The organism is Nostoc sp. S13 (genome assembly GCF_029379315.1).
Classification (GTDB): Bacteria; Cyanobacteriota; Cyanobacteriia; order Cyanobacteriales; family Nostocaceae; genus Nostoc.
This window is the reverse complement of the sequence record NZ_JAQYWQ010000071.1, coordinates 22,551-37,850: the sequence shown is the minus strand read 5'-3', so window position 1 is coordinate 37,850 and position 15,300 is coordinate 22,551. Positions and strand designations below refer to the sequence as shown.

Below are 15,300 nucleotides of genomic sequence, written 5' to 3'. Positions count from 1 at the left end.
CCCAATGCCCAATGCCCAATGCCCAATGCCCAATGCCCAATGCCCAATGCCCAATACCCAATGCCCAATGCCGCAAACTTAATTATGAAAATTTGGCAGGCTGATTTTTATCGTCGTCCCTCACAAGATGCATCTGGACAAATTTTATGGGAGTTGTTGATTTGTGACGCAACTCGCAGCTTTGAGTATGAAGCTACCTGTCTCCAGTCAGCAGCAAATTCTAATTGGGTTGCGGCTCAATTTGAGTTAGCATCTGGCGACAAATTACCAGATGTGATTCAGGTATTTCGTCCTCAGTCTCTAAGTTTAATTGAGGCGGCTGGACGCAATTTAGGTATTAATGTCGAACCTACCCGTCACACTTTGGCGTTGAAGCAGTGGTTACAAGAAAAGCAATATCCCTCAGTGCTGGATAAACCGCCCCCAGCACCATTATCAGAAAACCTTTGGGGAGAACAATGGCGTTTTGCTACTCTAGCAGCTAGTGATGTAGAAACAAGATTTAGCGATCGCCCCATTCCCATTTTGCACATACCAGAACATCTCAAACCGATCAATTTCGGTTTGGCATCAACAGTACCCGTCCCTGGTGTGGTAATTTATGGTGGACGGCGATCGATGCGTTTAGCACGGTGGTTGCAGCAAGTCCGTTCTGTGGCGTTAAACTACATATCTGGCGCACCGGATGGCTTAATATTAGAAGCTGGCTTGGTGGATAGGTGGATTGTTGCCACTTTTGAAGATCCAGAAGTTACAACAGCAGCCCAAGCATTTGAACAACGGAAACAGCAAAGCCGAGGATTGCACTTTTTGTTAGTGCAACCCGATGATTCCGGGATGACTTATAGCGGCTTTTGGTTATTGCGGGCAGAAGATTGATATTAATTGCCAAAAATATTGTTCTGTTTATTGAGTGAATTTTGAATTGCTTATGACTCTTAGCCAATTTCACCCCGATCTTTCTTTAGAAGCATACCTGGAAGCTGAAAAATCCAGCTTGAATAAACACGAATATATTCAAGGGCAAATCTATGCGATGTCAGGAGCAAGTGATGCCCATGTGACAATTACAACTAATCTTATCGCCCTCCTGAGAAATCATGTTCGCGGTACTAGTTGTCGCCTTTACGCTACAGATATGAAAGCTCGTATTGAATCATTAAATATTTTCTATTATCCTGATATCCTAGTTACTTGTGACCAAAGAGATATAAAGTTTGAATATTTTAAACGTTATCCCTGTTTAATTATTGAGATTCTTTCTCCATCCACGGAAGCTTTTGACAGAGGCGATAAATTTATTGACTATCAATAATTAGAAACACTGTTGAGTAAAAAAGCATGAAAACTATAACCTCTTTTTTGAATTTCATACTTAATTGTTGCTAAGGTTCGCCCTTGATCATGACTATAAAGCCCTCGGACATTTTCATAAATAAAAGCTTGTGGTTTATAGGTATCGAGTAATCTGGTTATTTCAAAAAATAGCGTGCCTCGTGTATCGACAAACCCTGCTTTTTTGCCAGCATGAGAAAAAGACTGGCAAGGAAACCCAGCTAATAAAAATTCATGTTCTGGTAGTTGATCAATTAATCGAATGTCACCTAAAGCTTTTTGACCAAAGTTTTTTTCATAAACTAATTGAGCATCTGCATTGATTTCGCTGCTGAAAACACATTCACTTTCTATATTTAAAGAATCAGCCGCCTGTTCAAAGGCTAATCTAATTCCTCCTATTCCTGAAAATAAATCCACAAACCGAATTTTCTGCATATATATTAAGTTACTTTTATCCCCAAGTTTAATAGATTACGTAGGTTCGCATTCCGCATTTATTTTATTTGACGCGATCGCCCCATGTACAGTAGCTTTACGCCGTATACTGCTGGAATGCTTGTATAGCATACTTTTAGGCTAGCGTGGCTTTGGTGTAACGAACCATCAGATTACCCTTCTACCACCAACGTGCGTCACCGAACAGCCCGTTGAAAACATCGCTTCCACAGTGCCGTAGCCGATCACACTCTTAAAAAAAGGGTCGGGTAATAAATTATTTACTGTTCTATCAAATTAACGTTGTTAAGTTACTCAGCAGGTGTAGTTCTCACCTTCAGGCTGTGTTAGATATTGTGACGCAAAACAGGAGTATAGATACGTTGCGAAAGCTTTCTCCAGAATCTCCTCTATTTATTGTGTTAATCATTATTAGTTTTCTAGTAGTAACTTTGTCAACTTGGTTATCATCTAAACCATTCGTTTTAAAACCATTTGGGGTTAATGATATTATTCAGTTACTCACATTACTATTATTTATTTCTTTGTTGTTAGAGCGTTCTTTAGAAGTTTTTATAACTACTTGGCGGGGGCCATTTATCGAGCAATTAGAGATTAGTATTCAGCAAGAAAAGGCTCTAATATCTGAGAAAATCAGACTGATGGAAGTCCAACAGAAACAGTTTCCTTCTTTGGAATCAAATCAAGTCAGTGGACTACCGCCTGAAGGAATGAGTTTAGAACAGCAAATCATCCAAAATTTTACCCAAAATCAACAAGATTCATTAAAAATCTTCAAGCCACAAATGGATGATATAAATGAAAAAGAGCGCCAAAGAATAGCCTATAAATCTGATACACGAATAATTGCTCTATGGACATCACTTCTATTCGGTCTTTTAATGAGCGCAATAGGTATTCGCTCAATTGAGCCACTTGTAGTTATTGATTTAGATAATCCCATCCAAGTAGTTATTTTCCGTTGTTTAGATGCATTGCTGACAGGAGGTTTAATTGCAGGAGGTAGCGAGGGAATTCATAAGCTCATAAAAGTTTTTCTCGACTTTATGGAAGCTACATCTAAACAAATCAAAAATCAAGGCTCATCTTGATGGAACGAAGCATTTTACCTTCCAAAATACAGGAATAATATTGCAAATATTATGAAAATCACAGTAATATCTATTCTAGATATAGAGTGTAGTCTTCCCATAAATAATCTTTCAAATTTACAAAATTTTTGTTTAAATTACTTAATAAATCTGCCTCAGATAAAACCTCAACTCCTTCAGTTTCTAACTTATCTTTTTGTTGGTTCACATAAGTTATCAAATAACCTTTAGAGTCTAATATTCTATGTAACGGGTAATCAGCCGCCGAAGTTTTTTTCAGGTATGTAGGAATAGCTCTTAAATAGCTATTATCTACTCCTATACCTTTGATTATCTGTTTATATGTAACTACTTTCCCACTGGGGATTTTGATGAGAAAATTTAGGAATCGTTCATAGGGACTTTCAGATAATGCTGGAAATTTATCAGCTTTTACCTGAAAATTACTACCAACCTGGATTTTACCTGATTTAATAACTACGCCTAAAATTCCTCTTTTACCTTGAATGCTTTTTAATGATTCTACCAAGTGGGCTATTCGCTTACACGGTTCGCAGTGAAAAGTTAGACGAATTGCTGCACCACTTTCAAAGGTTAACAAAGAGCCAGGGATAAAATTATCAAATTCTATACCTGTAACCACAATATTTTCTCGCAATTCTCCTGGTTTAATTGATAAGTCGAAAATATCTTCATACCTCACAATTAAAACTTGCCTGGGACTGATAGGATCGGCATTAATATCCCCTTCTATACCATGACCTAATTTTAAATTTAATGTTTTAAGCTCCACCATCGCAGAACCTGATTTTATCTTCGTGAAAAGATGCATTATTGAGAGAGCCATATTCATTCGACGGCACGATCAATTTTAAATTGAGGAGGTGAAGTCAGGTAAATCATCGGATTTACTAAGAATGAATAAACTTCCATCTCCTCCGCGTCCAATTCTTAAGGTTTCATCTAAGTAAGTAATGTCTAGTGTAGCAGTTCTGTTAGTAGGATTATTAGCTGGGACAACCTTAAATGGGTTGAATTGGGGAGTATTAATACCAACAATTTTCTCAATCGATAGGTAGCGTTTGTCAAAATAGACGTTGATCCGTTTGTTCGCTGGAGGCTCTAAATCTTCTTTGGCTGGCTCAAAGCTAGCTGTCACCTTGACATATCCCGAAACTAGCCCTAGAGAATGTTTAACTTTAGCTAGATTGAAAAATAATTTATTTGCAACATCAATTACTTGATAAACTTTACCCAGTTTTAATCCCAATGGGAGAGAAATTAAAGAACGGATTTCTCTCGCTGTGGAGTATTGCAGTTGCCAAGCTCCCTCCAGCAAAGAAGTAGCGTAGAGAAGAGGATTGAGATTAGGATTGACACTCTCTAATTCCGTCGTCAATTGTTCAATTTCTTCGGCTAAGGTTTTGTCTAGCTGCAAATCGGTAACGGGAGAGCCATCGCTTTTGGTTTGAATCTTCTCAAGCTTGGCTTGTAATTTTTCCTTAATTAAAAGTTGATTGTTCAATGGTTGAAGATTTTGCTTTACATATTCTATTACTTTAGTTGAACTTTTATGTGGGAAGTGCATAAAAGTTCAAGTATCTAGATGATATTAGTCAATGAGTTCTGGGGTGGGAATATGCACATCGATATCTGCTTGGGATAAAGTCGGCAGCAACCAGCTACTCTCACCCGCTTTGAATACTTTGGCAGGTTCAACATTCAATTCAATTACACCAGTGGCTGGATTGCTTCTAGCAATAGACTGTGTACCATCGACAAACTTGACGGCGATTGGTTCGGTCAGTTCTTGTGGTTGAGCGCTCGGGCCTAGAACCACTTGAGAACCTGCGGGTAAGTAAATGCCATCGCAATCCCAATCATCATCCGTGATTTTTCCTGCACCCAGGAAGTAGAGTTGGGTTGGAGATTTTTTGGGTTTATTGGCATAGACAGCCAACGTCTTTCCAGTTTCATTGCGGCACTGCGCCCGCTTCCTAGCTGTTTCTATAACATTTTTCTGAAGCTGCAATTGTGCCAGTCGCTGCTGGAATTGCTCAGGTGTATACCCAGCTTGCTCTGGTGTATCCTTTAGAGTTAGAAGTTGATTGAGCGCCTGAGTTACCTCAGCATAGTCAGCCCCCTTAGTAAAATCCTTGCCTGCCCAAGAAGGTTGAGCAATTAGCAGGTTCACCATCAACACGAGAGCGACAAGAACAATTTTGAGAAACTGCATATTTTTCTCCTTTTTTTAAAATTAATGTTCACGGCTACTGAAACTTTACCAGATTTCAAAAGCTTGAGAATTGTGACTAGATCAGCAATTTTATTTTGATCGCGATCACACAAACAATAATCATAAGATTAATATTGTTACGATCTCCCCGAATGTCCAAGTAACGCTTAAATTTCGGCTGTACTGAACTGCTAGGAGTAAATTGCAATTCCTAGTTTGGATAAATCACACTTAGGTAAATGTTTGTTACTAGTGTTTAGTGAATTCTAGAGCCAAATGTTAAGCAACAAGGATATAATTACTGGGACTTAATTAGACTAGAAAATTAGCTAAATTAACAGTATCAATTTTAACTCTACCTTTACTTAATTTTGGTTGAGTTTTTGGGAAGTACAACTTTGTATAAATTGAAGTTAATTTTCCTTAACTATATCTTGGGAGGGGTGACTAATGATTTTAGATATGTAATATCTGGTGAAGAATCTTGATTAAAAATTGCAATCAATTAATTACTTATAGCGGTTCTCAATTGTATGGAATACAGGAGCCAGTCGCGTGGGCGGGTCTCCCGACTTGGGCGAACTGGCGTATCACTTGTAGGGGTACAGCATTGCTGTGCCCCTAGCATGTGTTGCATCCATAGACTGCTATATAAGTAGCTAAACACAACATTCGGTATAAGCATCAAATAACAAAATCACACATATTATTGGAATGAGAGTGTTATCTAATGTTTTTACTGGAATTAATTATCAAACAGAATAAAGGTGCCAGTCGCCAGAATTCATTTGGGTATTTTGTGCGACTGGTGGATGAATAAACGCCGTTTAAGACCCCCACAAAACAAGAAAATTTGGTGGTCAACTTTCGTAGTGGCGGGTCTGAATCCCCCACTGATTGCATTCTGACGAATGTATTCTGACGAATGTATTCTTCTTCAATTCAATTGGTATTAGGAATTTGACTAAGATGCTCTCTCAAAAATAGGGTGTAAAGAAATGATTTCAGCAGGAGTCGAAGTAAAGATAAATCGCTTAGAATCTATTGTTGAGCAAATTGGAGAAGCAGTACTCTCTACGACTGAGACAATTGAACGTCTTGCAGAAAGATTGGAGACTCTCAGCATCCAAGTCGAAGCACAAGGACAGCAGGTGCAACAGCAAGGCTATCAAATTGTCGCGTTGTGTGATGCTGTACAGACTCTTGCTGAATCTCAGCATGATTCACTGCAAAAAATCAACCAACTAACACAAACGGTAGATCGGTTTATCTCTTTAATTCAAGCATTAGAGGACTAATAGCAATTTTGGATTTTGGATTTTGGATTCAATTGTCATTTTTAACTGAATGTCAAAATAATTCATAATTACGTACCTATTCTTTAATTATGAATTATGAATTAGTAATTATTCGGTTAAACTCTTAACTGAGTTACGGCGATATTGCCGGAAAAACATACATCCACATCGCTACCAGGAGTGCGATCGCGTTTGCCATATTCTCCTACATAATAAAAATCATCGCCTTCAATTCGATAGTTCACGGGCAAAGGTTTGGTACAAGGTTGGCAAAATACCACATTAGGATCTGATTCTCCTGGTTGCAGATGCGGCAAGTTCACATTCCAAAAGCTTCCCGGTTCTAGGGGACGCTTGAGTAAGTCCGCTAAAACTTTAGCTGTGAATTTGGCGGCCAGATCCCAATCAAAATTCTGCTTGGCTTTGCGATACTGAGAAATGGCAACTCCCGGAATACCGTGCATTGCGGCTTCCCGTACGGCGGCAACTGTGCCAGAAATGTAGCTATCGACTCCCAAGTTGCCCCCAGCGTTGATACCTGAAAGGACAAATTTGACATCTGCGGGAATTTGTGTTATTGCAATTCTCACACAATCGGCGGGAGTGCCTGCGATCGCATACTCAGTCTCAGAACGTCGCTGGAGGTTGATGGCACGAGTGGTAGTAACTTGATGTCCACAGCCAGACTGATGATCAACAGGAGCAGCGATAATAGCATTTTTGCCGTTTACAGCTTTGAGGAGAGCTTGAATACCGGGGGCATCAATGCCGTCGTCGTTAGTTAAAATTATGGTCATGTATATATTATATTGATATACATTTAGCTAAAATATTAGAGAAATGCAGATATCGCCGATTAATTAATAGACATCTCCGAAAAAGAATCTAGAGACGCGAAATTTCGCGTCTCTACAAGGGTTCTAGATAACGCATATTTAATTTCACCAGATGTCTAATAGGTATAGCAGGAAAATCTACTTGCAGATATGGAAAAAATATGCTTGATTCTACCAAAAATATTAATCATACGATATAATCTCTGGATGGTTTGCAAATTCCGCCCTAAGCATTTGGGTTAATTCCCAAAATGGGCGGTATTTTTTGTGACTGGCAAGGGTGCTAGCGTCAGGTTAATGCTTGCGGCCGCCTCAGAACAAGTTTGTGCAGTCAAAAAATCCTGTAAAATATATATCTGCTGGCAGTAGCAGAAATTTCATACTGTAGAAAACCGGGAACGGGGTGATTTTTGCAGTGGTTCTGTAGTATTTTTGGTGCAAGTCTGTCTTAGGAATCACACGATGAAACAGCTCCTCAAACGAGTATTTAGCAGTCAAAAACACCTCATCCGACTAATTTTACCTTTGGTGACGGTTATTTTAGCAGCCTCGCTGTTTGCCGCACCTGCTTTAGCCACAGGTGTGTATCAAATATCCAATCTCACAGCAGGGAATGACACCTGGGTTTTGGATCAAAGTGAAGTCATCAGCCGTCTGAATGAAGGTAAGATTAGCAGCGCTTTCGAGGATTTGGCAAAACAAACAGATAAGCAAGTCCGAATTGTGACTGTTCGCCGCCTCGACTATGGGGAAACACCGGAAAGCTTTAGCAAAGAGCTGTTTAAAAAATGGTTTCCGACAAAGGAAGCCCAAGCTAATCAAACCTTATTGGTTATTGATACAGTTACAAATGGTACTGCCATTATTACTGGGGATCAAGTCAAGCCTTTACTGACTGACTCTATTGCCGAGAGTATCGCTACTGAAACAGTAAGTGTGCCCTTACGCAATGGTAACAAATACAATCAGGCATTTCTAGATGCAAGCGATCGCCTTGTCGCCGTCCTCTCTGGCAAAGCTGATCCAGGGCCACCCCAAATCACTGACAATGTAAAGGTAGAAGGTACCTTCAAGAAAGCAGAAGAAACAGACCAAGGCAACGCTACTGCTTGGGTAGTAGGATTATTAATTGCCGCCACCGTTATTCCAATGGCGACTTACTATATCTATCAGATAAATCAGCCATCATCTAATGGCTAATGGGAATGGGGAGTGGGGAATGGGGAGTTAGGAGTTATGAATTTCTAACTCTTAAGTTTTAACTCCTCACTCCTAACTTTTCACTTTTAACTTTAATCTTGAACATACTCTTGTCCTGTGAGTAAAGCCACCTCAGCCCGGACAAATTCTCGGCCCAAATAAGCTGCATGATCTAATTGAGTTAGAGGAGGGGGCTGAGTTTCTTCAAAAATCTTCACGCAAAGTTCTTTCGCCGTCCTCGCGCTAAAAACTGTCGTGTGAGTTCGTTCTACCTTTTCTCGTGCCGGAATTACCTTTCCCGTTTCTGGATCGACAGCTAAACCGCGATCGTCAATTACATTTGTAAAATGCTTGGCATAAATTAACCTTGCGTCTCGATCTAAATAAATAATGAAATATCCACCGGGATCAAGGTCAATATGACGCTGGGAAAGTTTATCATCAATTGCGGCTAAATCTTCAACTATTAAATCCATAAGCATTATCAAAAGAAATTTCTTTTCTCAGGGTTTTTACGCTCTATATCAAGTGTAATTCCTATCTTCCTTAGTCTTCTTGATATCTTTCAGATATTTGTGATTTATTTTACTTAAAAGCAAATCAGAGAATTTGCTATAAATTATACTTTTATCATCAAATTATCCGCAACAATATTACTACGTTAATTTACTTAATTTATAGTTATAAAAAACACTATATACTCACCTTTGAATGAAATTTAAAAGCCCTGCTAAAGGCTTACTTACTTCAATTTATAATCATGAATTACATCCGAAAAATATGTCCCTTATATTTAACTTATGTTCTGTAGTTATAATCTTCCCTATAATTTTTGACTCTATAGCGAAAGCTCAAGAACAGTCAGCTTGTCCATCAGGGCAAATCAGGGATTCAAATGGTTTGTGTAGTCCAAACAGTCAAGGAGAAGAGTCAGAATCTATGGCGAGTGCTAAAGAATTTTTCCAAAAGGGGCGCGAGTTTGATATAGAAGGTCAGCATCAAGGGGCAATTGCTGAGTACACGCGAGCAATCAAGCTTGCTCCTAACTACGTTGAGGCTTACTTTTATCGGGGTAATGCTATAGCTTTAGAAGGACAACCGCAAAAAGGAATTGAGGATTTACAGAAAGCTGCGGCTATCTTAGAATCTCAAGGACAATCAGAATGGGCAGCGGCAATGCGCCAACAAGAAGAAATTATTCGGGAAGGGATTCAAGACGGTGAATTTTGACGAATAATGGCACAAATACCATCTTGGACGCTAGTAGTTTAATATTAGATTAGTATAGATATAAAATTTATTTTCTCATGGTTTTTACAGTCTATAGTAATCCTATTTGATTTACTCTCCACCGAGAGGCTCAGATCCCCGACTTCTTCAAGAAGTCGGGGATCTTTTTGTTCATAACTCATTTAGGATTGCTATATATTAAGTGTAATTCCTATCTTTTTTAGTATTCTTCATATCTTTAATATTTTTGTCAATGAAACCAAGAAAAAAGAGACTGTCGATTATATTTGGCGTATGTTCTGCGTTTATCATCTTCCCTATAATTCTTGACTCTGTAGTGAAAGCTCAGGAACAATCAGCTTGTCCATCGGGGCAGGTCAAAGATTCAAATGGTTTGTGTAATTCAAGCAGTCAAGGGCAAGAGTCAGGAACTATGGCGAGTGCACAAGAATTTTTCCGAAGTGGGCGTAAATTAGCTAAACAAGGTCAGTCTCAAGAAGCAATCGCTGAATACACACGAGCAATCGAGCTTAATCCTAACTATGCCGAGGCTTATTTTTATAGAGGTAATACTCTGGCTTTAGAAGGACAACCACAAAAGGGAATTGAAGATTTCCAGAAAGCTGCTACTATTTTTACTTCAAGAGGAGAATCAGAAAGGGCACAGGCAGTATACCAACACGAAGAAATTATTCGGCGAGGCATTCAAGAGGGTGAATTTTGACGAATGGTAGCACAAATACCGTCTTGATCGCTAACAGTATAATTTCACAATTTTGAAAATAAGGAAAATTTGTATCTGTTTGCCGAATAAATCTTAATTATTCGGCAAATTCTGCTATGAAAGTAGTTCCTTTTCCTCAAGCATTTTTCTCACTAAATGGCAACTCTGCATTAATTGCCTCAATCTGCTGCTGTTCGAGTTGATTCACTTCCTTAATATAGGGACAGATAATTTGTCCTAAACGATTATTGTAAAAGCGGTGCAGACTGTGATTGGGCATAGCGGGGAAACCACGGCGTTTTTTGTGACGCCCGCCTGCGCCAGGGTCAAAAATTTGGATACCGTTAGCGATCGCCCACTCAATCGGCGCATAATAGCAAGCATCAAAATGTAAGCAATCTATTTCTTGAAAACTCCCCCAATAGCGTCCATAGAGTTTGTCACCTTTAAACAAACAAAAGGACATTCCTAAAGGATGAGAGTTATCTTCCTCACTATATGCAGCAACAAACAAGACCCGATGGCGATAATCAGTGTGTAGCTGCTCAAAAAACCTCTGTGTGAGATACTTGCTACCCCACCAGCCAAACTTATCACAGGTGTCTGCATAGAACTGGTGCATTAAGGGAAACAAAGATTGAGGAATTTGATCACCACTCAGGGGTTGCAATCGTAAACCTGCTTTTTCCACAGCTTTGCGTTCCCGCTTGATATTGCGGCGCTGATTGGCGTTAAACACTTTCAAGTAGTCATCAAAAGTTTTAAAGCCAGCATTTTCCCAGATATAGCTGTGGTGCAGCCAAGTTGTAAAGCCATGCCGTTCCAGCATCGGACGCCATTGGGGATCGACATAGAGAAAATGACACCCAGAAATTCCATTTTTGGAGCAAAAAGTGTCAATTTCATGCACCATCATCGCTGTGATTTCATCCTCATCTTCTCCTGGGGCGATTAAGAACCGATAACCTTCAGCTGGGGTAAATGGTGTCATTCCCAGCAATTTTGGGTAATATTGGACTCCAATGCGATCGGCTAACTCTGCCCATTGGTGATCGAAAATAAATTCTCCAGAACTATGTCCTTTAAGATAAAGTGGCGCAGCAGCAATCAACGTTCTATCTCGCCACAATGTCAAGTGATTTGGCAACCAACCACTTTTAGCCGTAGCACTCTGAGAGATTTCGAGATTGTTCAGCCACTCCCATTCTAGAAACGGCGTTTTGAGTGGCATTGCCAAAGCATTCCAGGCATTTTGGGGTACTTCAGCGATTTTGTTTGTCCAAATGACAGAATAGCGAGGCTTAAGTTGTTCCACTTTTTAGGGGAGTAGGGAGTAGGGAGTGGGGAGTGGGGGAGTAAGAATTTTAGATTTTAGATTTTGGATTAAAGAATTGAAATTTAATCCAAAATCTAAAATCCAAAATCCAAAATTGAATTGCCCCATGCCCAATCAATAACTTTACTTAGCGTAATCTAATCTGCTGGTCGTTGCAGGCGATAATGCAAAAACACTTCTTGCTCAACTGTATGAACTTCTAGAAGTTGCAACTTGGGAGCTAAATCGGGTAAAAATCCTTTCCCTCCGACCGGTGTAGGTGAGGTATTACCACCTAAAATCAGTGGGCAGACAGTCAGCCATAATTCATCAATTAAATCTAATCTCAGTAAGGAAGCGACTAATTCACCTCCACCCAAGACCAGCAAGCGTGTTATATGTAGAGTGGCTAGATGCTTTAAAGCTGCGGGAATGTCAATTTCTCGCGTTGGTGTTTCCAAAACCAGAATCCGCTCAAATTCTGGAGGGTATTCTTGTGCTCTGGCTTCCCAAGTTGAGTCAAGCGTCTGTAAGCGTCCTTTCCATGAAACTGCTCCTGCTGTTGTCGTGAGTAGCCAGCGTCTAACTGGTTGCTTAAAAAAGTGAATTTCCGGATTCAGGTTTGCAGACTGTGTAATCACTATATGAACTGGCTGCGGAGGCTTCCCTCCTTGCGCCCGAAGTTCCACCAAAGTTGGATCTGTGACGGTAAGTGTTGTTCCGTAGGCATCTAGAGTACCAGCGCCAAATAAAACCGCATCAGAGGCAGCGATTTGCTTCTCTAAGTGTGCTTTATCAACCCTTGAGCCAAACCGAGCAGGCGATCGCCTAAAATCTGCTATTTTTCCATCTGCACTCATTGCTAAAACAACTGTAGTATGAGGATGATGTTGCAACATTGAATTGATTCGATAGTTTTAATATTTTCTTTGATCCTGTGTAGATTCTCAAAAAAATCCATGCCTGCAAGCTACTATTTTACAATCTCATTACTGTATTCATATGCAACACAAATTTCTTCTGCATCTAGCATATATAACTTTTGGTATAACACGTTTCTTTTTGAATTATAGCAATTTGTTATTTTGAAACATTGAAAATAAAATTCTGATTATTTAATAAAATGTCTCATCTAGATCGTCTAATTGCATATCTTTGCTATTGTGGTTTGCAGGTGCAAAGTGAGACACTCGATGACTAATTTCCGCCAATCTTCCTTTCGTCGAATTTTAGTAACGAGAATATTGCTGCTGTTTGTCCCAGTTTTACTTGTAGGCGAGATTGTTGCCTTGAATAAGGCACGTTCTAGCATATTGGAAACTGCCCGTCAAAATTTAACAGAAAGCGCCATCAGTAAAGGGGAGAGAATTGGAGATGCGATCGCGATCTTAAAAGCTAATCTGCTGAGTGTAAGTAAAACAACTGTGATTCCGTCGGGTTCGCCGATACAAGAGCAAGAAATTCTCACGCAGTTAAGGCAACAACTTCCAGCGAGTATTGAGTGCATCCAATTAACGAATCTGCGAACGCAGAAGATAATTGCCAGTAGCTGCGGGGATCAAGCTATTGAAGAATTGACATTACCTTTGCCTAGTGACGGAATTGATGTCAAAGCAATCTTCCCGCCAAAGGCAGGAATTACTGGTAAAAGAAACACCCAAAATCAACTGCGATTAATGTTATCTGCACCAGTCTCCGATAGCCGAAGAAATTCAGTTTACAGCTTAAGTATTCAGTCTGCATTGTACCAACAAACCATAAATCGACCGGGATCGCTCACAGGCGCGATGGTAGTGATTGCTGAAGATGGCACAATTTTGGCGCACCCACTGACAGACTGGGTGGGAACTAATATCAATCAGCACCCAAATGCTTCCCAACTCAGGAGCATGATTAAAAATGCAATTGCGGGACGAAACGATTCGATAAATTTGTCTTTTACGGAGGGGAAAGAATTAGTCGGTGGCTATACAGCTATTGCAAATCCTCTGACCCAACAGCAGCAGCAAAAATGGATAGTCTTAGCTGTTACTACTGTCGATAATGCGCTTTTTGGTTTACAAGAAATCAAACTAATTCTTATCGTTTTGACAGTTGGTTTGATTGGTGCAAGTTTGTTAGCGTCCCTATATCTAGCTCCTTACTTGGCACGTCCTGTAGAAGAATTGCGAGACTACGCTCTCAATATTCACTCTCACCACGCTGCACAACCAGTTCCGCACAATTTTCAAATCAGGGAATTCAATCAACTAGCCCAAGCATTAGACCAAATGGTAGAACGGCTCAAAGCTGGGGCAGAAGAACTGGAAATAGCTTGGAAAGAAGCAAAAACCGCTAACCAGATTAAAACCCAGTTTTTAGCTACGACTTCCCATGAATTGAGAAACCCATTAAATATTATTATTAACTGTATTCGCCTGGTTGAAGATGGTTTATGTGATGACCGCGAAGAAGAAATGGAGTTTCTTAAACGTGCCGATGAAACAACAATTCACTTGCTAGGTATTATTAATGATTTACTCGACATTTCTAAAATCGAAGCAGGTAAGCTTTCAGTAATCATGATTCCTATTGACCTTCGTGAAATATTGTTAGAGGTGATTAATTTACAATCAGTTAATGTTCAACAAAAGGGCTTGCAGTTGAAATGTGAGTTAGATGCCCAAGCGATACCAATTAAGGCAGACGCGGGAAAACTTAAGCAGGTGCTGATTAATGTTATCGGCAACGCCACTAAGTTCACCGACACCGGAAGCATCACCATTAGTACAGAACTTCAATATAGTAATGGTAAATCTCAGGTGGTAGTCGCTGTCAAAGATACAGGTATAGGGATTGATCCAACTCAACAGCACAAACTATTTCGCCCCTTTGTGATGGTGAATGGCACAACCACGCGCCAGTTTGAAGGTACTGGACTGGGACTAGCAATTTCACGAAACTTAATCGAACTCATGGGAGGCAGCATTACTCTTGAGAGTGCGGGACTTCATCAAGGTACGACACTGAAGATTACCTTACCTTTGATTGATATCTCGCTGTTACCTGTTCCAAAGAAAGAAGCAAATGTCGGGAATCTTGGATTTTCCTCTGGGAATGAGGGGGCAAAAGCAAGCCGCTACCCTAGCTTACAGGAGTCTGGGGGAAGTTCCTCTTTGGGGATCAATAAGTCTGCCAAAGCAGAGGTAGACAACCAGAAGTTGCCGAAGTCCCTGCTGCTACTTGGGAAGGAGACTTGCGAGATTCGTCTTTCGCCGCTACAAACTATTCTGGTAAGTCTTCCTAAAGGAGGAGTTTGTGCGAATGGGACTTTCAAGAGGTAATCATCACTTTGCTCGAATCTCGCTTTAATCTAAGATATTACACTAGTGGCAACAACCGCCTAGTAATGAATTCTAGGCTAATAGCTAAACAAAGTAGCATCAATGGAATAAGATGATCCATATTTTTAGCGAAATATAGCGCTTCTCAGTTGAGTGCAATACAGACCTAACCCCCAGCCCCTTCCCTACAAGGGAAGGGGAGTAAGATTCAAAGCCTCTCTCCTTTTAGGAGAGGTCAGACTGTATTGCATCC

General features: G+C 40.0%; 15 protein-coding genes and 1 pseudogene. 8 read left to right on the top strand and 8 right to left on the bottom strand.

Annotated elements, in window-relative coordinates; translation table 11 throughout:
• Positions 1-84 precede the first annotated feature (84 nt).
• A complete protein-coding gene (locus PUQ00_RS20555; RefSeq protein ID WP_300420114.1) occupies positions 85-879 on the top strand; it encodes a Tab2/Atab2 family RNA-binding protein in 795 nt (264 codons plus the stop codon).
• A 52-nt stretch (positions 880-931) separates the two neighbouring features.
• Positions 932-1,312, top strand: a pseudogene (locus PUQ00_RS20550) (Uma2 family endonuclease); the annotation flags it as partial.
• On the opposite strand, the gene dcm reads toward PUQ00_RS20550, so the two are convergent.
• The gene (gene dcm, locus PUQ00_RS20545; RefSeq protein WP_300420112.1) at positions 1,309-1,773 is read right to left on the bottom strand and encodes a DNA (cytosine-5-)-methyltransferase; all 465 of its coding nucleotides are present in this window, start codon (positions 1,771-1,773) and stop codon (positions 1,309-1,311) included. The pseudogene PUQ00_RS20550 and the gene dcm overlap by 4 nt on opposite strands.
• Before the next feature lie 383 nt (positions 1,774-2,156).
• Between dcm and PUQ00_RS20540 the strand changes: the two genes are divergently transcribed.
• Entirely contained in the window at positions 2,157-2,885 is a 729-nt protein-coding gene (locus tag PUQ00_RS20540) for a hypothetical protein (protein ID WP_300420111.1), read from the top strand.
• Between the two features lie 70 nt (positions 2,886-2,955).
• Here PUQ00_RS20540 and PUQ00_RS20535 read toward each other — a convergent pair whose 3' ends face one another.
• The 3 genes from PUQ00_RS20535 to PUQ00_RS20525 form a co-directional block, all read right to left on the bottom strand.
• Positions 2,956-3,681 (bottom strand): MGMT family protein, encoded by a 726-nt coding sequence (locus PUQ00_RS20535; protein ID WP_300420109.1) that lies wholly within the window; start codon positions 3,679-3,681, stop codon positions 2,956-2,958.
• A 75-nt stretch (positions 3,682-3,756) separates the two neighbouring features.
• Positions 3,757-4,410: a PAP/fibrillin family protein gene (locus PUQ00_RS20530; protein WP_300420107.1), complete on the bottom strand. Its 654-nt coding sequence runs from the start codon at positions 4,408-4,410 to the stop codon at positions 3,757-3,759.
• An 87-nt stretch (positions 4,411-4,497) separates the two neighbouring features.
• Positions 4,498-5,121 (bottom strand): hypothetical protein, encoded by a 624-nt coding sequence (locus tag PUQ00_RS20525; protein ID WP_300420105.1) that lies wholly within the window; start codon positions 5,119-5,121, stop codon positions 4,498-4,500.
• A gap of 998 nt (positions 5,122-6,119) precedes the next feature.
• Between PUQ00_RS20525 and PUQ00_RS20520 the strand changes: the two genes are divergently transcribed.
• Complete coding sequence (locus PUQ00_RS20520) at positions 6,120-6,419, top strand: hypothetical protein (RefSeq protein WP_300420103.1); 300 nt, start codon at positions 6,120-6,122, stop codon at positions 6,417-6,419.
• A gap of 116 nt (positions 6,420-6,535) precedes the next feature.
• On the opposite strand, the gene surE is transcribed toward PUQ00_RS20520, so the two are convergent.
• On the bottom strand, positions 6,536-7,216 hold the full coding sequence (surE, locus tag PUQ00_RS20515; protein WP_300420101.1) for a 5'/3'-nucleotidase SurE: 681 nt from the start codon (positions 7,214-7,216) through the stop codon (positions 6,536-6,538).
• 501 nt (positions 7,217-7,717) lie between these two features.
• On the opposite strand from surE, the gene PUQ00_RS20510 reads away from it, so the two are divergent.
• Entirely contained in the window at positions 7,718-8,455 is a 738-nt protein-coding gene (locus tag PUQ00_RS20510) for a TPM domain-containing protein (protein ID WP_300420099.1), read from the top strand.
• A gap of 92 nt (positions 8,456-8,547) precedes the next feature.
• Here the strand turns inward: PUQ00_RS20510 and PUQ00_RS20505 are convergent, their stop codons facing one another.
• Complete coding sequence (locus PUQ00_RS20505) at positions 8,548-8,931, bottom strand: DUF4346 domain-containing protein (protein WP_300420096.1); 384 nt, start codon at positions 8,929-8,931, stop codon at positions 8,548-8,550.
• A gap of 463 nt (positions 8,932-9,394) precedes the next feature.
• On the opposite strand from PUQ00_RS20505, the gene PUQ00_RS20500 reads away from it, so the two are divergent.
• The gene (locus PUQ00_RS20500) at positions 9,395-9,685 is read left to right on the top strand and encodes a tetratricopeptide repeat protein (RefSeq protein ID WP_300420093.1); all 291 of its coding nucleotides are present in this window, start codon (positions 9,395-9,397) and stop codon (positions 9,683-9,685) included.
• Between the two features lie 433 nt (positions 9,686-10,118).
• Complete coding sequence (locus PUQ00_RS20495; RefSeq protein ID WP_300420091.1) at positions 10,119-10,409, top strand: tetratricopeptide repeat protein; 291 nt, start codon at positions 10,119-10,121, stop codon at positions 10,407-10,409.
• A 136-nt stretch (positions 10,410-10,545) separates the two neighbouring features.
• Here the strand turns inward: PUQ00_RS20495 and PUQ00_RS20490 are convergent, their stop codons facing one another.
• Together PUQ00_RS20490 and PUQ00_RS20485 are read right to left on the bottom strand one after the other, a co-directional pair.
• Complete coding sequence (locus PUQ00_RS20490) at positions 10,546-11,724, bottom strand: GNAT family N-acetyltransferase (protein WP_300420088.1); 1,179 nt, start codon at positions 11,722-11,724, stop codon at positions 10,546-10,548.
• Between the two features lie 158 nt (positions 11,725-11,882).
• Entirely contained in the window at positions 11,883-12,623 is a 741-nt protein-coding gene (locus PUQ00_RS20485; protein ID WP_300420086.1) for a RibD family protein, read from the bottom strand.
• A gap of 294 nt (positions 12,624-12,917) precedes the next feature.
• Here PUQ00_RS20485 and PUQ00_RS20480 point away from each other — a divergent pair, with 294 nt between their 5' ends.
• A complete protein-coding gene (locus PUQ00_RS20480) occupies positions 12,918-15,047 on the top strand; it encodes an ATP-binding protein (protein WP_300420085.1) in 2,130 nt (709 codons plus the stop codon).
• Positions 15,048-15,300: the final 253 nt, after the last annotated feature.